Here is a 23,789-nt window from a genome sequence, read left to right as displayed (position 1 = left end):
AGAGAAACATAGGAAGCGAGGTGTTTCAGTGCATCTAAGCACTTTTTAGACATTCCTTTGTCTATCTTGACAAATATTGTTACCTGGTGGCCAAAAATTTGCTCCCAAACCACCTCCCTAAAAACCACCACAGGGGCGATCACTGATTCACCTTTTCCCGCTACCGGTGCACCCTGTCTGCCAAGAAGGTTGAGCAAATTTTGTTCAGCTCAGAAGGGAATCAGCATCAAAATATTTTTTCTAGAAAATATAGATACAAGCAGAAAATGAAATTTGAAGCAAAAGACAGATTATAGAAATAGAGCTAGAAATTCTGCCAATTTCTAGCTCTATTTCAACTCGAAAACAAGGAAAATCAAGGCCAAGGTTTAGTCTTTGCAGCAATGGGGGCGATCGCCAACAGAGCAGCTTCAAAGTCTCGACAGCCATCAAGGAACAGCTGTCGCCAAGATGGATTCAAACACCGCCAGATGAGCATTTTGGCTGACTAAAGTGCAAAAAAGCCTCAACCCGGGATAACAACGTATCAAATTGAATTGGCTTGCGAATAAAGTCGTTCGCTCCCAGGGCTAATCCTTGAACTTCATTAACATCTTCATAGGCAGTCACCAGCACGATCGGAATAAAGGGCAAATCAGAATTCTGGCGAATCCTTCGAGTCGCTTCATAGCCATTCATCCCTGGCATCATCACGTCCATCAAGATCAAATCAGGCGGGGATTTTTCGATTTTCTCAAGGGCAGATTTGCCGCTGTCTGCTGTCTCAACTTCATAGCCTTCCGCTTCTAAAACGGTTTGTAAGAGAAACAAATTATCATTGAGATCGTCGACAACAAGAATCCGAAAATTTTGGGAAGAACACACAGCTCAAAGGCTCAAAAAATAGATTAAAAGGAAGCACCTAATTCATTGTTTCCCGTTTTGCGGAGCGCTCACCTCACACTTTAGATAGAAGTTATGCTACATCGGCGCAAATGGGGATCTAACGACTCTCAAAAGCCGAGGTTTTTGGCTGAAATAACGACATAGTAGGCGATCGCAGCCTTAGGCCCGCTTGGGCAAGATCGAAACGTCTGATGGTGTGAGTTCCTATTGTGCCGATGTTTATCCGAGAAAACACTGAGAATCTTAGAGGCTTCAAAACCTACGGTCAGTCAAAGCTGGGATTTACTTAGGCAGCCAAAGAAGCGCGATCGCCCACGCTGCCAGCTTTCGAGGGAAAATTAGAGGCAGTCAGAGGAAACGCTCACGCCCCAGACCCATGGCTCGAACTTCTACGCTGTCCTTCGATCGCGGCACTTTGATTTTGCATCCACCGCCCCGGGGTCGGGCCTGGATTGACTTTGCGACCTGGGACGATCGGGTGGAGCGCTTTCGCATCCCGGCCTACTACTACCGCGCGCTGGTGGAGCGGCTCCAGCTCGAAGGGGTGGACTTTGAGGATGCGGCCAGCGGTTTCGGAGCCCTGGACCTGACGCCCCACACCCAGATGCAGCCCTACCCCCACCAGGCGGAGGCGCTGCTGGCCTGGAAGCAGGCCCAGCGGCGGGGCGTGGTGGTGCTGCCGACGGCGGCGGGGAAGACCTATCTGGCCCAGCTAGCCATGGAGGCGACGCCCCGCAGCACGCTGATCATCGTGCCGACCCTGGACCTGATGCATCAGTGGTACGCCCACCTGCTGGCGGCGTTCCCGGATGTGGAGATCGGGCTGCTGGGGGGCGGCTCGCGCGATCGCACGCCCATTTTGGTCTCGACCTACGACAGCGCCGCCATCCACGCCGAGTCCCTGGGCAACCAGTACGCCCTGATCATCTTTGACGAGTGCCACCACCTGCCCAGCGACTTCAACCGCGTCATCGCCGAGTACGCGATCGCCCCCTACCGGCTGGGCCTGACGGCAACGCCGGAGCGAGCCGACGGCCGCCACGAAGACTTGCAGGTGCTGATCGGGCCGGAGGTCTACCGGCGATCGGCGGAGGATCTGGCCGGCAAGGCCCTGGCAGCGCACGAGATCGTCCAGATCAAGGTGACGCTGTCCCAGGAGGAGCGCGATCGCTACAACGCCTGCATCGCGGAGCGCAACGCCTTTTTGCGCCAGGCCAAAATCAACTTTGGCAGCCTGGACGGTTGGCAGCGCTTCATTCGAGAAAGTGCGCGATCGCCCGCTGGACGCCGAGCCATGCTGGCCCACCACGAAGCGAAGGCGATCGCCCTCGGCACCGACGGCAAGCTGCGGGTCTTGGCCGATCTCCTGGGCCAGCATCACCCCGAGTCCGTGCTGATCTTCACCAACGACAACGCCACGGTGTACCGCATCTCCGAGGCCTTTTTGATCCCCGCCCTCACCCACCAAACCCCGGTCAAGGAGCGTCACGAAATCTTGCAGCGCTTCCGCGCCGGCGAGTACCGCGCGATCGCCGCATCCCACGTCCTCAATGAAGGCGTCGATGTGCCCGAGGCTCGGGTAGCAGTGCTGCTGTCGGGTACCGGCTCCGCCCGGGAATACATCCAGCGCCTGGGGCGAGTCCTGCGCAAGGGCAAACAAGCGGACAAGCAGGCCATTCTCTACGAAGTCGTCACCGAGGACACCCTCGAGGAGCGCACCTCAGAGCGGCGACGCGGCAGCACCTGGGCAGCCAAAAAGCCCCAGCAACTGGAGCTGGTCAAGCCTGCTCCAGTCTACGAGCTGCCCCGCCGCGCCACGCCAAAGGCCGCCGAAGACACAGCCACCTGGAAAACGCCACCCCCCAACCTGGACGACGTGCCCTTCTAGCACCCTCCTTACAGCTTCTAGCCCCCCTTCCAAAAGGGGGGTTGGGGGGATTATTGAGCCCAACCTCAGCCAGACATCCTTAGAAGCCCCACACGCGGCGCGGCCCAATGTCCAGGTGCAGCACATCGGGCAGATTGCTATAGATACCCACGCCCCCCGGCCACCACAGCATCACCGCATTGGCTAACCGGCGACCGCTGTAGCCATTGACCTGGAGATCCACCGCCTTGCCGTAGAGATGCTGGCTATTGGACACGCCGCCCACCGCCGCATTGATAGCCGGTGGGCGATACCAGGAGTTCACCAGGAAAGGCTGGCCGATTTGTTGACGAGCCCGCTCTAGCTGGCGCGCCAGCGCAATAATGCTATCGACAATGTCCACGCTATCGGGAATTCGGGTGCCATCCTTGGTCGCCTCACCCCAGGTGAAGCTGCCCCCCGGAATAATCGGCTGATCCGTGTAGAACGTGCTGACATTCCCCGGCAGCCGGAAGCTATATCCAGAATACGAAGGCGTCGTGGGCGGCGTCGGCTTCGGCACCGGATAGACGACCTTACCGCCGATCTCCACTCGGGCATGGCCATCGTAGACGTACCAAGTGCTGAGGTACTGGATGTAGTCCTTCTCGTACTTCAGCGCAAACTTGATGTGCCGGTTAAAGGAGCCGCTGCTGTCGGCATAGGCATAGGACTGAAGCTTGAAGGCCGTACCCGCCTGCACCGACACGACTTCACTCGCTGCTAGCTGCGAGGAGTCCAGCGGACGCCGCTTAAAAAGAGTATTGCTATTGATGCGCAGAACCGGCGTGTTTGGGTCTTCTGGCGGATAAACCACCTGGCCGTCATACTCGATGTAGCCATGCTGGTCGTAGATATACCAAGTGCTCAGGCCGCGCAGATAGTCCTTTTCGTACCTCAGCGCAAATCGGATATGGCTACTAAAGTCTCCCTGAGCGTCTGCATAGGCATAGGAATGCAGGCTATAGGATGTGCCGCTCTTGATCTCGTAGATTTCATCAGCGGACAAGTTCGACGACTGAAGCGGACGGCGCTTGAGGAGCGTGTCGCGAGTGACGTAGAGAACCGGTAAGTTCTCTTGATCTTCTTGGGGATAGACAACCTTACCGTCAAATTCCACCTGGACGTGGAGGTTGTAAACAAACCAGGTGTTGAGGTTGCGAATACTCGTATTTTTTAAGGCAAATTTAATATGGCCATCAAAGGGGCCATTGGCGTCAGCGTAGGCATAGGACTGAATCTCGTAGGTCGTACCCGCCTTCACGCTATAGATCTCTTCGGCGGCCAGGGTACTCCCAGGCTCAGGTCGCAGCTTGAACAAAGTATCTTGCCGGATCCGAAGAATCTGCTGGACCATACATCACCTGCTTTTGCTCTACGGCGAATGACAGCGCCCTCCCAAATCTGCATACCAGGCATTTGAATCGAGCCTGTAGGAAAACGCTGTCAACACACTACCGCAGATTTTGGCATACGCACCAAGCTGAAATAGAGAGCCGTTGGGTAGAGCACTTTAACGACCAAGTTCACCCGCTGCAGGCAGCTTTCGCAACCAAATCATCCCACGTTCAGCATTTTGGTACCGACAGATAAAGTTTCAGTTTTGCTCAAACGACCAAGCTCACCGGACACAGGAAAGCTCAAACACCAAGCTAACTCACTTGCAGCGTTCCGGTGCAGAGGATTTCTATGCAGCGTTCGGCATCAAGGTGACCTAGCACAGCTTCATAGAACAAATTGGTCGTGCATATTGTCATTACCAAAATTTTTTCTTAAAAGTACGGGAATCCGTACTTCTCGCAATCATTTTCTAGACAAATATTCAGTACATCACGGTTAAGATCAGCTAAACACTACGGATAGTGCTTAGCTTGTCCAAATAGCTACATATAGCGTATTAGCTTGGGACTTTTAAGCAAGTTTTGTTTAGTTACTGGTTACTTAGTAATTTCATAGGAGGTCTTTGTGGCTAATAAGTTCAAGGTTAAATTGAAAGTGACCGGCTTTGAACTGGAAATCGAGGGTAGTCGGGAAGATGTCCCTTTGATGGCTCAAGCAGTAGGACAACAGATGTCTGGATTGTTACTTCCAGCATCAGGAATAGCTGAGGGTGAAATCATTGAGGATAAAACTTTGCCTCAAGTTACACTCGAATCACAATCAAAACCTCAGAGAAAACAAGTTAACCGACGACGTTCTACAACTTCTGCAAAATCAGCGTCGAGCCGCAAAAACTCAGTAGTTGCGATTGATTGGAAGCATGATTCTATGAAGTGGGGGATCCCTCAACAAGATTGGACTACTGCTAATAAATCAATTTGGCTTTTGTATGTTGTTTCTAAAGAGGCTGGTGTTTCTGAGCTAACAGGCAGGGAAATTTCTACAACTTTCAATAAACATTTTCGCCAGTCTGGTCAACTCAAGACTGGTTACATCAATCGTGATCTTGGTAAAGCAAAAGGTTCTAATGGCAAAGTTGCTCTAGTTTCTGAAGACGCCACTAAAAATCCCTCAGCTTGGTTTCTAACTCAGGAAGGGGAGAAACGCGCTCAAGAACTAATATCCAAAGCACTTGAACAAAGCTAACTAGTCTAAAACCATATTGCTCATCAAAAACGAGGTTAATGTATGGCGTTAGCCGAAAGAAGCTTCATCGTTCAAAGTATCTCACCTCCAGTTGATTGCTTACTTGCAAATCAACTCATGGATGAATTTATTTCCATGGAGCGACGATACATTCAGTGCGACTGGGAACCAGCAGAGTTAGATGGAGGACAGTTCTGTGAGGTTCTTGCTAGAGTTTTGTATCATATCGATTCGGGCAATCTTAACCACTCTAAATCGTTTGACGATTGTTGCAAGTATATCGAGAATGATCAAGTTCAACATACTATGCAACCTCGACAGAATGCACTTCACCTTACACGTGTTTTGCGTACAGTCTACAAATTTAGGAGCCAACGCGGTGCTGTACATATAAGCCCACACTATACTCCTAATCATATGGACTCAAAATTTGTAATCGAGTCTATACGTTGGTGTATAAACGAAGTGCTTCGTATCTTCTGGCAAGGTGACAGGGATAAAGTAGCTAAAACAATACGTGAGTTACTTCAATTTGACGTTCCTTGTATTGGAAAGTTTGAGGACAATCTAATTGTTCAAAGAACAGATTTAAATGCCGATGAAGAAATTATCATTCTTCTTCACTACGCTGGAGAGATTGGTTTTAGCCGCTATGAAATTGGTCGCTATGCTCAATATTCTTCATCTTCCGTAACAAAGGCTCTCCAAAAATTGTCATCACCACAATTTCGGCAGATTGTGCTATTGTCTAACGATCGTTATCGATTGACTGATCTTGGGTCAAAGCGTTTGAGAGAGGAACTGGCAGATAAGTTATTACTTCAATGATTCAGCATACTGAGTCTTCTAACACAAGCTGAAAATTCTATCACTACAAGTGTAGCTTCCAACAAGAAGCTTTAGTGAATGGTTTAATTTTCAGCATCTTCATTTTTGCCTTCATCTTCTTGAGAGGTGGCAGGAATATTAAGACACCAATAATCTGAGTCTAGTGCTAAAGACAGAGCATCTTTCCAGCCAACAAATGTAGTGTAATCTTGCTTGTTCTCAACTAGCTCTTTTAAGAATTTTTGCTCAAAACAGCACTTAATCACTGTTAATCTTTCTTTCTTATCTTCACCACCAAAAAAATCTTCAAAGATTTTATTCGTTGAAATCAATGGGATGGAAGAATTATCGTCAAGTATTTTCTCCATTAGTTCAGCATAGGAGAACTGAATTTTGACATTCAACTTCTCTTCAGCTGCATGAATAAGAGTAGATACCGGCACAGAAAAGCATATTGTTTTACGTTTTTCCATATTGAACTCACATCATTGAAGTAGTGGCAATGAGATCTCGACAACATTATTGGAGCAAGGTTTATGTCTAACCAGCAATTTTCTGAGCACTTCCCAAACGGGGATTAGGCTGCATAATAGCGGTCTTGAAGCATGAACTCCGCTAAGGCCGCATCGTCAGACTAACAATGCTCATCGGCCCCAACGCAGGGCTAGAGTGCCAGTTTCTCTCAATGTTTTTAATCTCTAACTGTTAGTGTAAGGCAATATAACCTTCATTTTCTACTTGTGTCGATTTTTTCACACAGTACACTGTTTAAGCAGATTAGCGAGAATCTTTCCGCATATTTTCAGATTCTTTACGGCGACAAGCAAACATAGTGTTCTCTACTTTGGAGCGTATGAAGAGAGTATCTTGCCAATGTTGAGTTTTGTGCTCTAGCCTACACGAGAAGCCGTCACTCAATGCCCATTTCGCGCTCTTCGATCACTCCTTGAACGGATTCCGCCTGTGCGTCCATACACTGGGCTCTCTCCTCATCTCCTCGTGCCCTCAAGATCTCTGCGGTCTTACGAGCATCCTCGATTTCCCGGTGCTCTTGCCCAGGTATCATGGCAAATGCAGCACTGCGAAAAACATAAGCCTCTACCATTTCAGGATTCAGCGCGATCGCCTGGCTATACTCGTCGATCGCTGCCTGGTACTGTCATTTTTTAGCCAACTGACGGGCGTTTTGAAAAGCTTCTTCATATTTATTTGGCATAGGTTCACGCTCTCTAGTTTTCGGACTATGCAGCTTGCCAAAATCACTAACTTATCTAGACAGATTAATCACAAGATAACCTGCCTGCCTCAGCACTTGCCAACTGCAATCACCAAAGAGAAAGCGATCGCCCTTATGCAGCCAGAGTGAGCCTCAACTAATCACCTTATGAGTGCCAGCTCAATGTCTGGAGTATTCAGACACAATCTTGGCGATCGCCCCTTCCCAACAACGCGCGATCGCCCTGAGCGCCACTCTCCTCAGAGCATCACAAAGCACTAGCAGTTCTATAATCGGGAGATGCAAACACTTACGATCACCCGACCTGACGACTGGCATCTACATCTACGCGACGGCGAGGCGCTGAAAGCGGTACTACCCCACACCGTGCGCCAGTTTGCCCGCGCGATCGTCATGCCAAACCTAAAGCCCCCAGTGCGCACCGTCGCCGATGCTGCGGCCTATCGCGATCGCATTCTGGCAGCCATTCCGGCGGGGCAGCGCTTTGAGCCCTTGATGACGCTCTACCTCACCGACAACACCACCCCCCAAGAGATCACCCGGGCCAAAGAGTCTCAGTTTGTCAAAGCCGTCAAGTATTACCCAGCCGGAGCAACCACCAACTCAGACTTCGGCGTGACCGACATTCGTAAGTGCAATCGCGTCTTTGAAGCAATGCAAGAGGTAGACCTGCCCTTACTCCTGCACGGAGAAGTGACCGATCAAGGCGTTGATATGTTCGATCGCGAAAAAGCGTTTATCGAGCGACACTTGATCCCCTTGAAGGAGCAATTTCCAAACCTGCGCGTGGTGTTTGAGCACGTGACCACCTCCGATGCGGTGCAGTACGTTCTGTCTGCCAACAACGTCGCCGCAACGATCACGCCCCAGCACTTGCTCTACAACCGCAATGCCATTTTTCAGGGCGGTATTCGACCCCATTTCTATTGCTTGCCCGTTTTGAAGCGTGAGGAGCATCGCCTCGCCCTTCTGCAAGCGGCAACCTCTGGCAGTCCCAAGTTCTTTCTGGGCACCGATAGCGCTCCCCATCCTCGCGATGGCAAGGAAAGCTCCTGTGGCTGCGCGGGCTGCTATTCGGCCCTGCACGCGATGGAGCTATACGCAGAGGCTTTTGAGAGCGTTGATGCCCTCGACAAACTAGAAGCCTTCGCCAGCTTCTACGGGCCAGATTTCTATCAGCTCCCGCGTAACACCGAGCAGATCACTTTAAACAAAACGACCTGGCGCGTTCCCGACGAGGTTCCATTTACCGAGTCATCTCTTGTCCCTTTGCGAGCAGGCCAAGAGATGACGTGGCAGATGGCTGACGCCAACCTAGCAAAGGAAGGCTAACTAGTGGCTGATCATTAGACAAGCGCAGAGCTTAGCGAATGGGCTGGAAGTTTTGCGTAAATTGCATCCAGCTTTGAACTTTGCCTCCCGTGATATTCAGGGTCGGAATAGCTGTTGTGCTCGGCTCGTCGGCTTCTGCCATGAAGATGGACGTCATTTCAGGTTTGCCCATGCCATAGGCGATCGCCAGGTCATTCGCGAGTTGGCAGCTAATCCGAAACTCTCCCATCCACTCATCAGTATTCGCTATGTAACGCCAGATTCTATCTTCGCGGCTCGGGGTCGTTTTGCACTCTTGATGCGTCACTTCGACCATCTTGGCAATGTGGACGTCATAAACCCGCAGGTTTCCACCATAAAAGCTTTGAGTCGTGTCAGACACAGGAGTTCGCAGAACCCATACATCCCCACTGATGCCGATCGTCGTACCATCTGAGCCTACAGTCTTACCCGGTTCGGCCTGAACCTCTGAGACGGCGATCGCGCCTAAAAACAGAGTTGAAATCGATGCTATGAGATAAGGTTTGAGGATCATTAGTTAATGGTTGAGTTTGAGAAACTGAAATTTTGAGAGAATGCTCCAGTCTTTGTAGCTTTAGGCTACTGGGCAGCATGTCATCTTTGCAGAATATCTAAAGTCTTAAAGACGACATAGTTTGAAAAGCCATTGAAGATTAGATTGTCTAACTCAGCGCCTCCATGGCCTACATTGTCCAGCATACCTACGGCATAGCACTCAGCTTTTCCGGAAGCCAACCGATCTCCTCTCACGAGCAAAGCGCGCGGGATACTGCGTTGCTCTACCCCAGTCACAAAATGCAGCACAGCTTCCAGACATAAAAAAACCGCACCGGAAGGGCGGTGCGGGGAGACTTGCAACTAGTCAAGAAAACTTCAAAGAAGAAAAGCGTATTTAAGGGCAAAGAGGATACTCATGGGCAGCCATGAACTGGACTTCAAATGAGGCTTAGATCCTCTTCACCACCGGTAGGAAAGAGATAAAGCTGTCCTACTCGTCGTCGTCATGGGCAAAGCGGTTGTATAGGAAGTCCAGCGCCTGATTTCGTAATTCGTAGTACTGGGGATCTTCCATGATTTCAACTCGGTTGCGGGGACGAGGAAAGGGAATGGTCATGATTTCTCCAATCTGCGCCGCCGGGCCATTGGTCATCATCACCAGCCGATCGGCCAAGAACAAGGCCTCATCGATATCGTGGGTAATCATCAAAACGGTGCAGCGATGATCATTCCAGATCTTCAGCAGCTCCTCTTGCAACTCCTCCTTGGTGATGGCGTCTAGAGCGCCAAAGGGCTCATCCAAAATAAGCACCTCTGGACGAATGGCTAGCGCGCGTGCAATGGAGACCCGCTGCTTCATACCGCCAGAGATCTGGGACGGCTTTTTGTCGGCTGCCTCCGTTAGCCCCACAAGCGCTAGGCTATCTCGAACCAGCGATCGCTTTTCAGCAACCGACTTATTCGGATGAACCGAATCAATCGCCAAATAGATATTTTCAAAGGCTGTCATCCAGGGCAGCAGGGCGTAGTTTTGAAACACCACCATGCGGTCTGGACCCGGCTTGAGAATTGGTTTTCCCTTCAGTTCGACCCGACCAGTAGTCGGCTGATTAAAGCCAGAAACCATGTTCAGCAAAGTTGACTTGCCGCAGCCTGAGTGGCCGATCACGCAGATGAATTCACCCGCATTAACCCTCAGATTGACATCCTGGAGAACTGAGTACGGGCCTTTGCTCGTGGGATACACCTTGGACAGATTCTCAATGACTAGATAGTCATCTGCTGACTGCTGGGTGGCAGAGCGAAGCTGATCTAACGAAGCTGATTTCGCCATAGAGTGGGTCATCATAGATAGAGTTGGGTGATATGGGTTGCAAACGAATCAGGGCTGATGTTTCTGGCTCATCGAGGTCGACTGAAATTAATCGAAATTAATGGAAGTTATGCAGGTGCGATCGCACAGCCAACCCCAAACGCCCTCAACCGCCAGCAAACTTATTCGTAGGAGCCTAGAAGCCCTAGGCCCCACTACCTGCAACACACAAGGTCTTAAAACGAACCTGAAACCATCACGAAAGTCTAAATTGATAGACTAAGCTGCCAGCACCGAGCTAGAGGCTAGGACAACATCCGCCATTGTGAAATCGCGCTTGATCGTCAGGCCATTGAGATACGCAATCGGATCATCTGCGGTGAATACCGTGCCGTCAAACATTTGGATCGGGCCACTGCTGTAAGACAAATCCGTAAGCCCCAACTCCCGCGCCGCAGTGCTGAACACCCCAACTCGGCAAACACGCTCCAGGATTTCCACCCAATTGCGCGGAAAAGGCGTGTACCCCCAGCGAGCCAATTCGACCATGTGCCAGAGATGCTCAGTCCGGCTAGGACGATTTGCCCCTTTGCCGAAGAACAGGTGATGCGCCGCCTCCCGCATCGGCTGATCCAGACTGCAGGCCAAGGTATCAGGACTTCCCAAGTGAATATAGGCTTCTTTGGTCGCCAGGTATTCTCGCTGGGCCAAAATGTGGCGAATTTCGGCTTCGTTTGCCGGATCGGCGCAATACTGACCCGCTTCTAGCAACGCCTTCACCAGCGCAATGTGGGTATTGGGATAGGCATTGGCCCAGTCTTCCCGCACGCCCAAAACCTTGCCAGGATGGCCCTGCCACACTTCCAGATCCGTGGCCACGGTAATGCCCACTCCTTCTATGGCACTGCGCAGATTCCAGGGCTCACCGATCGAAAATCCGTCAATACTGCCAGCCTTGAGATCGACCAGCATTTGGGCTGGCGGAATCGTCTGCAACTGCACATCGCGATCGGGATCGATGCCAGCCGCCGCCAGCCAGTAGCGCAAGAGCAAGTTGTGCATCGACGACGGGTGCACGACTCCAAACCGGTGCTGCTGTTCGGGAGAGTCCAGCAGCAGGCGCTTGAGATCGGCCAGGGTGTGAATTCCCTGGTCGTAGAAGCGCTTTGCCAGCGTAATCGCGTTGCCATTGCGAGTCATCGTCAGCGAGCTCACCACCGGGAGCGGCTGAGTATCTTCGGCTCCTAAGGTCAGCCACAGCGGCATTCCCGAGGGCATTTGGGCCGCATCTAGATAGCCGCCGCTGATGCCATCCACAATCCCGCGCCAGCTGGTTTCCCGCACCAGCTTCACTTCATCGAGACCATGCTTGGTGAAGAAGCCCTTTTCTTGGGCGATCGCTAGGGGAGCGCAGGCGGTGAGCGGCACAAAGCCAATATCGAGGTTGACTTTTTCTAGGCCGTGGCGCGCGACAACTGCCGCCTTGCGTGCCCGCAGCTTTTTGACCTGCTTTTGCTGATTGAGAAAGTAGATCATCTCGCTGCGCAAGCTGTAGTAGCTGGGGTGCTCGACCACGTCCAGGCGCTTGCGGGGGCGGGGAATATCAACCTCTAGAATGCGGCCAATCTGGGAGCCTGGACCGTTCGTCAGCATTACGATGCGATCGGAGAGCAAGACGGCCTCATCGACATCGTGGGTTACCATCACTGCCGTGACCTGGTTTTCCTCGCAGATGCGCATCAGCTGCTCTTGCAGATTGCCTCGGGTCAAGGCGTCCAGAGCGCCGAAGGGCTCGTCTAGCAGCAGCAGTTTAGGGCGAGTAGCCAAGGCCCGGGCGATCGCAACCCGCTGCTTTTGTCCGCCCGACAGCATAGCGGGCAATTTATCAGCGTGGGGGCGCAGCCCAACCATATCAATGTGCTGCTCAATGATCGATCGCCGCTCACCCGCAGGCAAGTCTCGCATCACCTCATCCACCGCGAGGGCAATGTTTTGCCGCACCGTCATCCAGGGCAGCAGCGAATAGTTTTGAAACACCACCATGCGGTCTGGCCCAGGCCGGCTAATCCGCTGGCCTTCTAGGGTCACCACGCCCTCACTGGGCAAATCCAACCCAGCAATCATATTCAGCAGCGTGGACTTACCGCAGCCCGAGTGCCCGATTAGAGAGACAAACTCTCCCTTTCTAATCTCCAGATCAATTCCCTTGAGGGCAATGTATTCTTCCCCACCACTGAGGGGAAACACCTTATCGATTTGATCCACTGCAACGAGTACAGCCATGGTTTCTCTCCCGATGTCCTGAGGTCACAAAATGAGGTCAATTTCTATTTGGGTTCAGCAGGCAGAATCCAGTTCTGGAGATAGGCCATACCGCGGTCGAGTAATAATCCCACAGCGCCGATGTAAAACACCGCGAGAATCACTTCGCTAACGTAGTTCTGCTGATAGGCATCCCAGATAAAGAAACCGATTCCCACAACACCAGACATCACAATTTCAGCCGCAATAATGGCCAGCCAGGCTAAACCGATGGCAATTCTCAGGCCGGTAAAAATGTAGGGCAGCGCAGACGGAATCAAAATCTTGAAAAAGTACTTGCGCGGAGAGATTTGCAGCACCTGAGCCACGTTTTTGTAGTCCTGGGGAATCTGCTGCACGCCCACCGTCGTGTTGATCAAGATCGGCCAGATCGCTGTGATGAAGATAACGAAGATAGCCGCCATCTGCACATTTGGCAGGGCAATTAGGGTGATAGGCACCCAGGCCAGGGGAGCAATCATGCGGAGGAACTGGAAGATCGGATCTAAGGCCTTGTTCAAGGTCTGATTAGTGCCGACCAAAATGCCTAAGCCGATTCCAACAACCGCAGCAGCCAGATAGCCTTTGGCAACTCGCGATAAGCTAGCCAGCGTTTGCCAGAATAATCCCTTATCTAATCCGCCGCGATCGTAGAAGGGATACATCAACATCTCGCGGGTTCGAGTCTCAGTGACTAGGCTCAAGGGGCCAGGTAACTTTGTGAAGCCTAATGAGGACAGCAGTTGCCAAATAATCAGAAACCCTAAAACACCAACAACGGGTAGCAGAATATTGTTGTATTTTTTCCAGATTTTTTGAGCCGAATTAGAGGAATTGGGCCGCCGAGTGCGGATACCTGCAGGGGTCACCATGAATTCTCCTAAGAATCAAGATGTCGTTACAAGGACAGTGAGAAAAATTAGTTAGCAACAGAGATCACGTCAACTTTTCTCGCGAGTTGAAGTGCTTACCAACTTTGATCACAAGGGGACAGAGAAGCCAGAATTCAGCCCATCAAAGGAAGCTACTTTCGCCACATAGTTGGCCCATGATCCCAGGTCCAGGGAAGCTGGACCGAACGCCTAGATTCGCTTAATCGCTAGGCTGTTGAGATAGGCTTCAGGGTTCTCTGGATCGAACTGGGTGCCATCAAAGAAGGTTTCTACACCCCGGGAGGTACTGGTCGGAATATCCGAGAAGCCAGCTTCTTTCGCCGCTTCTAGCCAGAGGTCCTCACGGTTGACCTTGTCAATGATTTTCTTGGCCGTATCGATGTCTGTGATCGAATTCTTATGGAAGCCCCACCGCAGCGTCTCGGTCAGGAACCAGAGGTCATGGCTCTTATAGGGATAAGAAACACTGCCTCGGTCATCCTTCCAGTACAGCGGCCCTTTCTTGAAGTCATTGACGGCGGGCTTTTCATCTCCCATCTCATATTTGCCCGCATAGGGAGGCTCTAGGATGCTAGCCGGAATATTGAAGTAATTGCGCCCGGAAACAATCTGGATCAGTTCTGCCCGGTTATTCGGATCGTCGCACCACTGCTGTGCTTCCATGACGGCCTTCAAAATGGCCTTGGTTGCTTTGGGATTTTTATCAACCCAATCAGCTCGGATAGCGAGATACTCCTCGGGGTGATAGGGCCAGATTTCAGCGGTTAGTGCCGCCAGGAAGCCGATTTTATCGTTGACAATTCGATAGGGCCAGGGGTCACCGGTACTAAAGGCGTCCATGGTGCCGGTTCTCATGCCCTGAACGGTTTCTGGCGACGGCACAGCCAGCAAATCAATATCATTGTCAGGGTCAATTCCACCCGCTGCGAACCAATAGCGAATCCAGAAATCCTGGTTCACGTTGGGGAAGGTGTGGGCAGCTTTAAACTTACGGCCGTTGGTCGATTGGAATCCCTTGATGTAGTCAGCTGCACCCGAGATATCTAGCCCTAATCCCTTTCCAGCGTGAATGCCGGAGATGGCGATACCATTGCCCTGGGTATTGAGCTGGGCGAGAACATACATTGGCGTTTTTTGGCCGTTTGTAATGATGCCCTCGGTAATCAGATGGGGCATAGGCATTTGCCACTGACCACCATCAATACCACCATTGCCTGAACCGATGGTGACATTATCCCGTGCGGAGGCCCAGCTCGCCTGCTTGGAGACTTCAGCGCCCGTCATCCCATACTTGGCGAAAAAGCCTTTTTCCTTTGCGATGATCAGAGGCGCAGATTCCACAATGGGAACGTAGCCTAGTTTAACCGTAGTGGTTTCGGGGGCATCGCCAGCGGCCACAGGCCCAGCAGAGGGAGTCGATGAGGAAGCGTTATTGGTGGCCGAAGGAGGATTACCTAGGCATCCTTTTAGCAAGATCGAGCTAGCAGCGGAAGCACCTACGGTGATCAAAAACTTTCGACGGGACGTTCTTAGGGTCATAGATTTTCCTGATGGTTTCATCAGGTAACTAGCTGACTATTGATTCGGTACAGGCTTGAAAATGCAAGCAAGACAAAATTGCATCAGGATGTAGAGGCATCACCGCTCCCACACCTAACCGCCTGATGGCATATAAATGCCGTTCGAGGTAGTGGAATGAAAACTGACTGATCGGTAGCTGGTACAGCGCGATTCAGTGCCGTTGCTAGAGCCAAAACATAGATTTAAGTCTATGTGTATTAAAAGCGTCATCTAGCAAACTCTATATAGAGAATCTCAGAAAAGTGGGGGGATGTCTAGACGCATCGAAATTAATTGTTCAATTCAGACTATAAGTAAAACTTTTATATTAAGCCGATCGGCAAAGAATTGATTAATCAGTAAGTATGGATTCTATTTAATTTTCTCTATGATTATCTCTAGACCAAGGGTCTCGGGTCTATTTGCCTCGCAATTTAGGTCTGAGCCAGGAAGGGCGATCGCGCACCGGAAGCCAGCGCGTAGCGTGGGGGGAATCCCACGTCCAAGCCAGACTCGAGAATTTAGTCGCGTTTTGAAGACAAAAAAATCGCACCGGAAGGACGGTGCGGGGAGACTTGCAACTAGCCAAGGAAACTTGAAGATTAGGCGCTGAGGGGATACTCGTGGGCGGCCATGAGACGGGCGATCGCGGCCATGTCGTAAGGGATGGGAGGCCGCATCGGGCGGTAGTCTCGCTCATCGGCGATCCCGTGGCGCAGCACAGCGTTGACGAGGACGCAGGGCTCGGGGCTGAGGTTAATCGCGCTGTGGGGAATCCCAGGCGGAATCGTGACAACCGTTGGGTAGCGATCGCTCAAATAGAAGTACCGATAGGCGCGATTTTGCAGAGAGATCAGCACGAAGCTCCCGCGCACTACTAAAAGCTGGTCTGTCTGAAAGTGGTGAACATAAAGGTCATCAATGGTGTTGGGAGGAATCTGCACCATCATTGTTTCGTGGCTGGACTGAGGGGTATAAAACTCAGCCATTCCTCCCTTAAAAGCAGAAATCGGACGAACTTCAATACTGCTTATTAAACCCATGATGACCTTCCTGCAATTGCTTGCTGACAGCAGCTTTCACTGATAATCTTTTTGCTCTATTTCTGAAGATTTCTAGCCCGAAGCACGCTTCAGAGGGGATTTCAGAAAGTGGCTGAGCTTGAGGGGCTAGGGAAAACTGCGATGTCTTTAGTTTAGAGAAAGTCTAGGGATTTTTTGTGGGAAACGCTACAAATAGAAGATTTTGATCTCTCATTTTAGAGTTTTGTAGTATTAATCACGATTCGACAATCAGCTTTTCTTTTGATAGTGATAACTCAAAGAGAAGTCCTAGTTTTTGGGTAAAAAAGCGCGCGATCGCCCCTTTTTCGGCTGTATTTTTCCCGACTGATTCACCAAAAACCCCCATCAACGCTGACGGGGGCTCAGAAAGCATCAAGCAACTTCAAAGAAGACTAGGCAGCCGATACCTTGAGGCTTGCGGGCTGTCCGGGGTCTCCCTCTAGGCGAATGCCGCGATCGTTGGCGGCTAGGTGGCGCAGGGTGAGGTAAATGCTCTCAATGCGATCGCCCGCGCCCAGAGACTCGGCCAGCTCTCCCAGGGACAGCGGCCGACCCGCGCTCTGGATCGCCTGGAGCACCTGGCGCTGGAGATCTAGCACCGCAGCGGCGGCTTTTTTGCCCGCTTCTACGCCGGGTTGGTGGTAGGCGTTAATATTCACCAGGGAGGCGTAGAGGCCCACGGCGCGATCGTAGAGGGCAATCAGCGCCCCGACCCGTTGAGCGTCCACTTCGCCAATGGTGACGGTGATGGAGTCGCGGTGGTTTTCGTAGAGGGCCTGACGGGTGCCCTGGAGCAGGCCCGAGAGATAGTCGCCGGAGGTGACGTTCGGCTCGACCTCTACAGCCGCGCCGGGGCGATCGCGCAGCACCTCAATAAAGGTCATGAAGAAATTGGGCACGCCTTCCCGGAGCTGCTGCACATAGGCATGCTGATCCGTCGAGCCCTTGTTGCCGTAGACCGCGATGCCTTGGTAAACCTGCTTGCCATCGAGGTCGAGCTCTTTGCCCAGGGACTCCATCACGAGCTGCTGGAGATAGCGGCTAAACAGGAGCAGGCTGTCTTTGTAGGGCAGGACCACCATGTCCTTATCGCCTTTGCCGTTGCCAGCGTAGTACCAGCTCAGGGCCAGCAGCGCCGCCGGGTTGTGGCGCAGGGAAGACACTCGGGTCGCCTGGTCCATGGCCTTGGCCCCGTCGAGCATGCCCTGGATGTCGATGCCCTGGAGGGCGGCGGGCAGCAGGCCGACGGCGGACAGCTCCGAGGTGCGACCGCCCACCCAGTCGTACATGGGGAAGCGATCGAGCCAGCCTTCGCCAGTGGCGATCTGGTCGAGCTTACTGCCTTCGCTGGTGATGGCGATCGCGTACTGCGGGAAAGACAAACCGCGATCGGCGTAGGCCTTTTGGACCTCGACCATGCCGTTGCGGGTTTCGGGGGTGCCGCCGGACTTGGAGATGGTGATGACCAGGGTGCTCTGGAGGCGATCGCCCACTTTGGCCAACACGCGCTCGATTCCCGCCGGGTCGGTATTGTCAATGAAATGCACCGTCAGCGGCGGATTGACGGCTCCTAGGGCCTCAGCGACAAACTGGGGACCCAGGGCAGAGCCACCAATCCCAATGGACAACACATCGGTGAATTTCGGAGCCTGGGGAGGATGAATGGCCCCGCTGTGGATCTGGTGAGCAAAGGCCTTGATCCGCTCTAGGGTCTGGGTGATTTCGGCCTTGATTTCGGGGGTGGGGGCCAGCTCTGGGTCGCGCAGCCAGTAGTGCCCCACCATGCGGTCTTCGTCGGGGTTGGCGATCGCCCCAGCTTCCAGTGCCGCCATGTCCTTGAAGGCCTTCTCAAACTTCGGCGTCATCGCTTCTACAAACGCCTCATCAAAGCCCATACGGCTGATGTCGAGATAAAACTCCAGCCCTGCATGGTAATAGAGCCAGTCTTGATAACGTTTCCAGAGCGCAGCGGCATCCATAGGTAGCTCTCGCGTCGTGTATTCACCCTCTCAGTTTACCGAGGAGCGCTGTTTTCCCAGCCCTGTCTAGATATCTGGCTTGGGTATGACACGCAGGAATTTGACGATTTGCCCCGTAATTTCGACTCCAATCAGGCAATCGCTCAGCTCAAAGCGATAGAAGATGGGGCTCGCGTAAATTTGCCGAAATCCGGGCATTTCTTGAATCTGAGTTAGCGTTAATTTGTCCTGAAAAACAAATTGAAAGACCCGCTGATAGACTGCGGGCTCAAGATTCTTGAGATCGAGCAGAAATGAGCGCTCGTAGCGAATTTCATGGCTCACGGGACGATCACTACTTGGAAGGACGGTCGAGGGCTGAAACAACGGTACAGCCTCCCTGTAAGGATTAGGTTGGCATTCTCCAGCAAGATCTAGAGAAATTTGATCAGTTCTAGGGCTTCTTCGTGGGTGAGGGAATCACCGGGGGTCAGCGATCGCTTGGCCTCTTGGATGGAGCGCAGGACGTAGAAGTCCCAGTAGAGCGATCGCAGCAGCGGCCACAGGGTGTTGATTTCATCATCCGACAGCCGATCGACTAAGTGATGCACGCGATTTCGGAGCAGGTTCATGGCTAACTTCATAGGGGTTGACCTGTCGCAAGGGACAAGGCTGCTATCACTTTAGAGCGTTCCCAACCGGGCGCTGGACCCATTTCGGCAGGCTTCTGGCAACGGGAGTCATTACCGCAGATACAAGGCGCTCCCGCGGCTAGGGTAGAATTCGATTGCTGGTTGCCTAGCCAGTCGCGGCAGGGACAAAATGCCCTGTAGATCCGCTGTTTGAGCCCCTCTGATTATTCCCAACCCATGGATCGATATATCGGTTACCTGGTTTTTCTCACGATTTCCACCGCAACCTTTGCCCTCTATAGCCTTGGCCTAAATCTCCAGTGGGGCTTCACGGGTTTGATCAATTTCGGCCATGTCGCTTTTATGACAGTAGGCGCTTACACGACGGTGCTGCTGAGCGCCAGCGGAGTGCCGCTGCTCGTGGCGGTGATCATCGGCGCGGCGATCGCAGCTTTGCTGGGATTGCTGGTGGGCTTTTCGACCCTGCGCCTGCGAGAGGACTACCTGGCTATCGTCACCATCGGTGTCTCAGAGGTGGTGCGCCTAGTCGCCCTCAACGAAGAGTGGCTGACTCGCGGAGCCTTTGGGGTCCAGCGCTTCCCTTTGCCGCTAGAGCGCTTTGACCCAAACCTGCTGGGCCGCCTGGGCATGATCGGCCTGTGGACGGCGATCGCGGCCTTGGGCGGCTGGCAGCTGTGGCGCTGGGCCATGGAGCGCCCCAAAGCGCCCAGACAAATCGGCGATCAGCCCGTCAAAGCCCTGCGCTGGTCCATCGGAGCCCTGATCACAGCGGCCTTGGTGAGCATTTTGGGGCTCGTGATCTACATCGCCGGAGCCGCCGCCCTCTACGACTACACCTACAAAGCGGGCCTGATGCTCCTGAGCGTCGCCACCGTAGCTTTGGTCTTTTGGCGGCTGGAGTGGCTGGTCAAGTCTCCCTGGGGCCGAGTCCTCAAGGCCATTCGCGAAGACGAAGAGGTCGCCCGAGCCCTCGGCAAGAATGTGTTTTGGTACAAGCTGCAATCTTTCATGCTGGGAGGAGCGATCGCGGGCATCGCGGGCGCCTTCTACGCCTGGCAGCTAACCGCCGTCTATCCCGACAACTTCCGGCCCCAGATCACCTTTGACGCCTGGACCATCGTCGTCCTCGGCGGCGCCGCCAGCAACCCTGGCACCCTCTTGGGCGCGGTGATTTTCTGGGCCTACGACTCCGTCACCCGCTTTGCCCTACCCGCCATTTTGCCCATCGACGACGCTCGCCTCGGCGCCCTGCGGATCATGATCATCGGCCTCCTGCTCATGGTCTTGATGATCTGGCGTCCCCAGGGCATCCTGGGCAAAAAAGAAGAGCTGACCCTAGGCCGCTAAGCCCAACCGCCCTCTCCCCTGCACCCGAAGTTCCTTACTGCCGACCCGACCGATGGACAACAACCTAACCCCCCCCACCGACGGCTCTCTCGAAGAAATCTTGGCCCAAGTCGAAGAGCAGCCCGCCCGGCCCCCCATTCCCCTGCTGGCGGCGGGCGGCCTGTGCAAAAGCTTTGGGGGGCTGCGGGCCGTGGATGAAGCCGCCATCGAGGTGCCCCGCGGCAGCATCACGGGGCTCATCGGCCCCAACGGCGCTGGCAAAACGACGCTTTTTAACCTGCTAGCCGGGTCGATTCGGGCCGATCGGGGCCGCGTGATCTTCGACGGAGAGCCGATCCAGCAGCTGCAGTCCCACCAAATCGCCCTCCAGGGCCTCGTGCGCACCTTCCAGGTGGCGCGGGTGCTGTCGCGGCTGTCGGTCCTCGAAAATATGCTGCTAGCGGTGCAAAAGCAAACGGGCGAAAACTTCTGGAGCGCCTGGTTTCAGCCCAAGCAGATCGCCCGCGAGGAGAAAGCCGCCCGCGATCGCGCCCTAGAGATCCTCGAGTCTGTGGGGCTGGCGCACATGGCCCACGAGTACGCAGGCTCCCTCTCCGGCGGCCAGCGCAAGCTGCTGGAGATGGCCCGCGCCCTGATGACCAACCCCAAGCTGGTGCTGCTGGACGAGCCCGCCGCCGGCGTCAATCCCACGCTGATCAATCAAATCTGCGAGCACATCGTGCGCTGGAACCAAGAAGGCCTGAGCTTCTTGATCATCGAGCACAACATGGACGTGATCATGTCGCTGTGCGATCGCGTCTGGGTCCTCGCCGAGGGCCACAATCTCGCCTCCGGCACCCCCGAAGAAATCCAAAACAATCCCCAAGTCCTCGAGGCTTACCTGGGCCAATAACCCCCTCGAGAGCCCGCAGATTCTAGGCAAATTTCGCACCCTCCCCCCTGACAAAAACAAACAAATTGCAGGGAAATAGGTAGCGCCGTTTGCGCCGTTTAAAAAATTTTTAGGCCGCAACCGTTTATTTACGGCGAAAAAGAGCGAATAACTCAGGAAAACAGCCCATTGACCGTTAAAGTTACGATTTTGCCCCTATGGGTATTTAAGTCATTTCAGGGAATCCTAAAAGCGAGCAATCCATGGCCTTCCCTGTAGTTGACTATGAAACTTTCCAAACCCCCTAAAGGTCGAGCCTTTCCACTACAGCTTCTCCTGGTTCTACCCTTTCTCTTGCAAATCTTCGGGACCGTGGGGCTCGTAGGTTTTCTGTCCTTCAAAAATGGCCAGAAGGCCGTCAACGATCTAGCCGATCGCCTGATCGATCGCACAGGGAGAGCCGTCGATCAGCATCTCGACAACTACCTCGCGATTCCTCACAAAGTCATCCAGATGAACGCTGATGCGGTGAAGATGGGGCTGCTGGATGTACGCGATCGCGAAGAAGTCGGGCGCTACTTTTGGCATCAAATGCAAATCTATGACCTCACCTACATAGGCATGGGCCTCACCACGGGCGAGGGCGTCGGCGCAGGACGCTACGACGGCAAAACTCTCACAATTGACGACTGGAGCGCTCAGACCTCCAACAACTGGTCTGCCTACGCCACCGACAACCAAGGCAACCGCACCGAGCTCCTAGAAACCCTAGAGTGGAGCAACTTCAGCGAATCCTGGTACCTAGAGCCCATCAACGCCGGCAAGGCCCTCTGGTCTCGCTTCTACACCATCAACTATCCCGGCTATCCCTACATTGCCGCCTCTGCCGGTCGCCCCATCTACGATGCCCAAAACCGCCTGCTCGGCATGGTCAGCGCCGACATTCATCTGCTCAGGCTGAGCGAGTTTTTGCGGGAGCTCGATGTCAGCGCCACCGGGAAAGTCTTCATTCTCGATCGCGACGGCCTCTTGATTGCCAGCTCCAGCGAGCAGGAGCCCTTTGTGGTGCGAAACGGCGAGATTCAGCGCATCAATGGCATTGATAGTCCCGATCCCGTTGTGAAGTCCGTCACCCAGAGTCTCCAAAAGCAGCTGACGTCCTTTAGGAACATCAACGATCATCAAGAGCTGCACGTCGAGGATGCCCAGGGGGAGTCCTATTACGTACAGGTGACTCCCTGGCAAGACAAGTACGGACTGGACTGGATTGTCGTGGTGACGGTGCCCGAGAGCGCCTTCATGGCCCAGATCAATGCCAACACTCGCACAAGCATTTTGCTGTGCATTGCGGCCCTGGCGATCGCTTCTGTCGTCGGGATTCTCACCGCTCGCTGGATCACGCGGCCAATCCATCGCCTCAACGCCGCTAGCGAAGCGATGGCCTCCGGCGATCTTGAGCAAACTGTGGAAGAAAGCGGCATCCAGGAGCTCAACCGGCTGGCGCGCTCCTTTAACTACATGGCGGGGCAGCTGCGGGAGACTTTCGCGGCGCTGGCCAAGAGCAATGAGGATCTCGAAGACCGGGTTGATCAGCGAACTGCTGAGCTCAAGCAGGCCATGACCGAGCTACAGCGAACCCAGGCCCAGGTGATCCAGAGCGAAAAGATGTCCAGCTTGGGTCAGCTGGTGGCGGGGGTAGCCCACGAAATCAACAATCCGGTGAATTTCATTCACGGCAATTTGGTCCACATTGAGGAGTACACCCAGGATTTGCTGGGGTTTGTGAGTCTCTATCAGGATCACTATCCCAATCCTGAAGCTGAGATCCAAGAAGAGGCCGAGGCGATCGACTTGGAGTTCATGCAGGCGGATTTGCCGAAGATGCTGTCCTCGATGAAGATGGGGACCGATCGCATTCGGCAAATTGTGCTGTCTCTGCGCAACTTCTCGCGGATGGATGAGGCAGAGATCAAGCCGGTGGACATCCACGAGGGAATCGACAGCACGCTGATGATCTTGCAGCACCGCCTGAAGGCGCGACCAGAGCGACCTGAAGTTCAGGTGGTCAAGGAGTATGGAAACCTGCCGCTGGTGGAGTGCTACGCAGGCCAGCTCAATCAGGTTTTTATGAATATTTTGACGAATGCGATCGATGCTCTAGAAGAGTCGAATGCGTCTCGCTCGTATCAAGATGTTCAGAGCCATCCCAATCGCATTACGGTGCGCACAAGATTGAGGGATGATCAGTGGGTGGAAATTGCGATCGCAGACAATGGCCCCGGCATTCCTCGGGAAATTCAGCAGCGAATTTTCAATCCCTTTTTCACAACCAAGCCCATCGGCAAGGGAACAGGCATGGGCATGTCGATCAGCTACCAAATCGTCACCGAAAAGCATCACGGCAGACTGGACTGCTTCTCGATGCCGGACCAAGGCACTGAGTTTATTATTCAGATTCCAGTCCGCCAAGCAGCGGCTCTCATGAACTAGACAAGCCGTCTTGCTTCGATCTTTTTGCGGCTTTGAAGCTGAGTGCT

At 53.3% G+C, this 23,789-nt stretch carries 20 protein-coding genes; 7 read left to right on the top strand and 13 right to left on the bottom strand.

Annotation, left to right across the window (positions count from 1 at the left end):
• Positions 1 to 456 precede the first annotated feature (456 nt).
• Entirely contained in the window at positions 457 to 864 is a 408-nt protein-coding gene (locus GEI7407_RS07205; RefSeq protein WP_015171482.1) for a PleD family two-component system response regulator, read from the bottom strand.
• Positions 865 to 1,261: 397 nt separating this feature from the next.
• Between GEI7407_RS07205 and GEI7407_RS07200 the strand changes: the two genes are divergently transcribed.
• Entirely contained in the window at positions 1,262 to 2,773 is a 1,512-nt protein-coding gene (locus GEI7407_RS07200; RefSeq protein WP_015171481.1) for a DEAD/DEAH box helicase, read from the top strand.
• Positions 2,774 to 2,852: 79 nt separating this feature from the next.
• Here GEI7407_RS07200 and GEI7407_RS07195 read toward each other — a convergent pair whose 3' ends face one another.
• Entirely contained in the window at positions 2,853 to 4,148 is a 1,296-nt protein-coding gene (locus GEI7407_RS07195; RefSeq protein WP_015171480.1) for a D-Ala-D-Ala carboxypeptidase family metallohydrolase, read from the bottom strand.
• A 608-nt stretch (positions 4,149 to 4,756) separates the two neighbouring features.
• Here GEI7407_RS07195 and GEI7407_RS20945 point away from each other — a divergent pair.
• Together GEI7407_RS20945 and GEI7407_RS19950 are read left to right on the top strand one after the other, a co-directional pair.
• Positions 4,757 to 5,377 (top strand): hypothetical protein, encoded by a 621-nt coding sequence (locus tag GEI7407_RS20945; protein ID WP_015171479.1) that lies wholly within the window; start codon positions 4,757 to 4,759, stop codon positions 5,375 to 5,377.
• A 42-nt stretch (positions 5,378 to 5,419) separates the two neighbouring features.
• Positions 5,420 to 6,205: a hypothetical protein gene (locus GEI7407_RS19950; protein ID WP_015171478.1), complete on the top strand. Its 786-nt coding sequence runs from the start codon at positions 5,420 to 5,422 to the stop codon at positions 6,203 to 6,205.
• Positions 6,206 to 6,288: 83 nt separating this feature from the next.
• On the opposite strand, the gene GEI7407_RS07185 is transcribed toward GEI7407_RS19950, so the two are convergent.
• Positions 6,289 to 6,678, bottom strand: a complete 390-nt coding sequence (locus GEI7407_RS07185) for a hypothetical protein (RefSeq protein ID WP_015171477.1) — start codon at positions 6,676 to 6,678, stop codon at positions 6,289 to 6,291.
• Positions 6,679 to 7,721: 1,043 nt separating this feature from the next.
• Here GEI7407_RS07185 and pyrC point away from each other — a divergent pair.
• The gene (gene pyrC / locus GEI7407_RS07175) at positions 7,722 to 8,774 is read left to right on the top strand and encodes a dihydroorotase (protein WP_015171476.1); all 1,053 of its coding nucleotides are present in this window, start codon (positions 7,722 to 7,724) and stop codon (positions 8,772 to 8,774) included.
• A gap of 31 nt (positions 8,775 to 8,805) precedes the next feature.
• On the opposite strand, the gene GEI7407_RS07170 is transcribed toward pyrC, so the two are convergent.
• The 10 genes from GEI7407_RS07170 to GEI7407_RS07130 form a co-directional block, all read right to left on the bottom strand.
• Positions 8,806 to 9,309 (bottom strand): hypothetical protein, encoded by a 504-nt coding sequence (locus GEI7407_RS07170; protein WP_015171475.1) that lies wholly within the window; start codon positions 9,307 to 9,309, stop codon positions 8,806 to 8,808.
• Positions 9,310 to 9,783: 474 nt separating this feature from the next.
• Positions 9,784 to 10,626 (bottom strand): nitrate ABC transporter ATP-binding protein, encoded by an 843-nt coding sequence (locus GEI7407_RS07165; RefSeq protein WP_223294495.1) that lies wholly within the window; start codon positions 10,624 to 10,626, stop codon positions 9,784 to 9,786.
• Positions 10,627 to 10,884: 258 nt separating this feature from the next.
• Positions 10,885 to 12,888 (bottom strand): nitrate ABC transporter ATP-binding protein, encoded by a 2,004-nt coding sequence (locus tag GEI7407_RS07160; protein WP_015171472.1) that lies wholly within the window; start codon positions 12,886 to 12,888, stop codon positions 10,885 to 10,887.
• A gap of 44 nt (positions 12,889 to 12,932) precedes the next feature.
• Positions 12,933 to 13,778, bottom strand: a complete 846-nt coding sequence (gene ntrB, locus GEI7407_RS07155; protein WP_015171471.1) for a nitrate ABC transporter permease — start codon at positions 13,776 to 13,778, stop codon at positions 12,933 to 12,935.
• Between the two features lie 210 nt (positions 13,779 to 13,988).
• On the bottom strand, positions 13,989 to 15,338 hold the full coding sequence (locus GEI7407_RS07150; protein ID WP_015171470.1) for a CmpA/NrtA family ABC transporter substrate-binding protein: 1,350 nt from the start codon (positions 15,336 to 15,338) through the stop codon (positions 13,989 to 13,991).
• Between the two features lie 623 nt (positions 15,339 to 15,961).
• Positions 15,962 to 16,402 (bottom strand): hypothetical protein, encoded by a 441-nt coding sequence (locus GEI7407_RS07145; RefSeq protein WP_015171469.1) that lies wholly within the window; start codon positions 16,400 to 16,402, stop codon positions 15,962 to 15,964.
• Between the two features lie 235 nt (positions 16,403 to 16,637).
• Positions 16,638 to 16,796, bottom strand: a complete 159-nt coding sequence (locus tag GEI7407_RS21330; RefSeq protein WP_190274180.1) for a hypothetical protein — start codon at positions 16,794 to 16,796, stop codon at positions 16,638 to 16,640.
• A 19-nt stretch (positions 16,797 to 16,815) separates the two neighbouring features.
• On the bottom strand, positions 16,816 to 18,402 hold the full coding sequence (locus GEI7407_RS07140; protein WP_015171468.1) for a glucose-6-phosphate isomerase: 1,587 nt from the start codon (positions 18,400 to 18,402) through the stop codon (positions 16,816 to 16,818).
• Between the two features lie 66 nt (positions 18,403 to 18,468).
• On the bottom strand, positions 18,469 to 18,768 hold the full coding sequence (locus GEI7407_RS07135; RefSeq protein ID WP_015171467.1) for a hypothetical protein: 300 nt from the start codon (positions 18,766 to 18,768) through the stop codon (positions 18,469 to 18,471).
• 47 nt (positions 18,769 to 18,815) lie between these two features.
• Positions 18,816 to 19,025 (bottom strand): hypothetical protein, encoded by a 210-nt coding sequence (locus tag GEI7407_RS07130; protein ID WP_015171466.1) that lies wholly within the window; start codon positions 19,023 to 19,025, stop codon positions 18,816 to 18,818.
• 225 nt (positions 19,026 to 19,250) lie between these two features.
• On the opposite strand from GEI7407_RS07130, the gene GEI7407_RS07125 reads away from it, so the two are divergent.
• From GEI7407_RS07125 to GEI7407_RS07115, 3 genes are all read left to right on the top strand, one after another.
• Complete coding sequence (locus GEI7407_RS07125) at positions 19,251 to 20,381, top strand: branched-chain amino acid ABC transporter permease (protein ID WP_015171465.1); 1,131 nt, start codon at positions 19,251 to 19,253, stop codon at positions 20,379 to 20,381.
• A gap of 52 nt (positions 20,382 to 20,433) precedes the next feature.
• Complete coding sequence (locus GEI7407_RS07120) at positions 20,434 to 21,273, top strand: ABC transporter ATP-binding protein (RefSeq protein ID WP_015171464.1); 840 nt, start codon at positions 20,434 to 20,436, stop codon at positions 21,271 to 21,273.
• A gap of 264 nt (positions 21,274 to 21,537) precedes the next feature.
• The gene (locus tag GEI7407_RS07115) at positions 21,538 to 23,742 is read left to right on the top strand and encodes an ATP-binding protein (protein ID WP_015171463.1); all 2,205 of its coding nucleotides are present in this window, start codon (positions 21,538 to 21,540) and stop codon (positions 23,740 to 23,742) included.
• The last annotated feature ends 47 nt before the right edge of the window (positions 23,743 to 23,789 follow it).

It is taken from the genome of Geitlerinema sp. PCC 7407 (assembly GCF_000317045.1).
Classification (GTDB): domain Bacteria; phylum Cyanobacteriota; class Cyanobacteriia; order PCC-7407; family PCC-7407; genus PCC-7407.
Note: the sequence above shows the minus strand (reverse complement) of the source record. Positions and strands in the feature narration are given on the sequence as shown.

What these genes read in the sequence shown, in the direction of transcription:
- GEI7407_RS07120 (WP_015171464.1), top strand. Translation starts at nt 20,434, where the DNA reads ATGGACAACAACCTAACCCCCCCCACCGACGGCTCTCTCGAAGAAATC.
- GEI7407_RS07165 (WP_223294495.1), bottom strand. Translation starts at nt 10,626, where the DNA reads ATGGCGAAATCAGCTTCGTTAGATCAGCTTCGCTCTGCCACCCAGCAG.
- GEI7407_RS07170 (WP_015171475.1), bottom strand. Translation starts at nt 9,309, where the DNA reads ATGATCCTCAAACCTTATCTCATAGCATCGATTTCAACTCTGTTTTTA.
- GEI7407_RS07200 (WP_015171481.1), top strand. Translation starts at nt 1,262, where the DNA reads ATGGCTCGAACTTCTACGCTGTCCTTCGATCGCGGCACTTTGATTTTG.
- GEI7407_RS07130 (WP_015171466.1), bottom strand. Translation starts at nt 19,025, where the DNA reads ATGAAGTTAGCCATGAACCTGCTCCGAAATCGCGTGCATCACTTAGTC.
- GEI7407_RS07145 (WP_015171469.1), bottom strand. Translation starts at nt 16,402, where the DNA reads ATGGGTTTAATAAGCAGTATTGAAGTTCGTCCGATTTCTGCTTTTAAG.
- GEI7407_RS21330 (WP_190274180.1), bottom strand. Translation starts at nt 16,796, where the DNA reads ATGCTTTCTGAGCCCCCGTCAGCGTTGATGGGGGTTTTTGGTGAATCA.
- GEI7407_RS07185 (WP_015171477.1), bottom strand. Translation starts at nt 6,678, where the DNA reads ATGGAAAAACGTAAAACAATATGCTTTTCTGTGCCGGTATCTACTCTT.
- GEI7407_RS07160 (WP_015171472.1), bottom strand. Translation starts at nt 12,888, where the DNA reads ATGGCTGTACTCGTTGCAGTGGATCAAATCGATAAGGTGTTTCCCCTC.
- GEI7407_RS07140 (WP_015171468.1), bottom strand. Translation starts at nt 18,402, where the DNA reads ATGGATGCCGCTGCGCTCTGGAAACGTTATCAAGACTGGCTCTATTAC.
- GEI7407_RS07125 (WP_015171465.1), top strand. Translation starts at nt 19,251, where the DNA reads ATGGATCGATATATCGGTTACCTGGTTTTTCTCACGATTTCCACCGCA.
- GEI7407_RS07150 (WP_015171470.1), bottom strand. Translation starts at nt 15,338, where the DNA reads ATGACCCTAAGAACGTCCCGTCGAAAGTTTTTGATCACCGTAGGTGCT.
- GEI7407_RS07115 (WP_015171463.1), top strand. Translation starts at nt 21,538, where the DNA reads ATGAAACTTTCCAAACCCCCTAAAGGTCGAGCCTTTCCACTACAGCTT.
- GEI7407_RS07195 (WP_015171480.1), bottom strand. Translation starts at nt 4,148, where the DNA reads ATGGTCCAGCAGATTCTTCGGATCCGGCAAGATACTTTGTTCAAGCTG.
- GEI7407_RS19950 (WP_015171478.1), top strand. Translation starts at nt 5,420, where the DNA reads ATGGCGTTAGCCGAAAGAAGCTTCATCGTTCAAAGTATCTCACCTCCA.
- ntrB (WP_015171471.1), bottom strand. Translation starts at nt 13,778, where the DNA reads ATGGTGACCCCTGCAGGTATCCGCACTCGGCGGCCCAATTCCTCTAAT.
- pyrC (WP_015171476.1), top strand. Translation starts at nt 7,722, where the DNA reads ATGCAAACACTTACGATCACCCGACCTGACGACTGGCATCTACATCTA.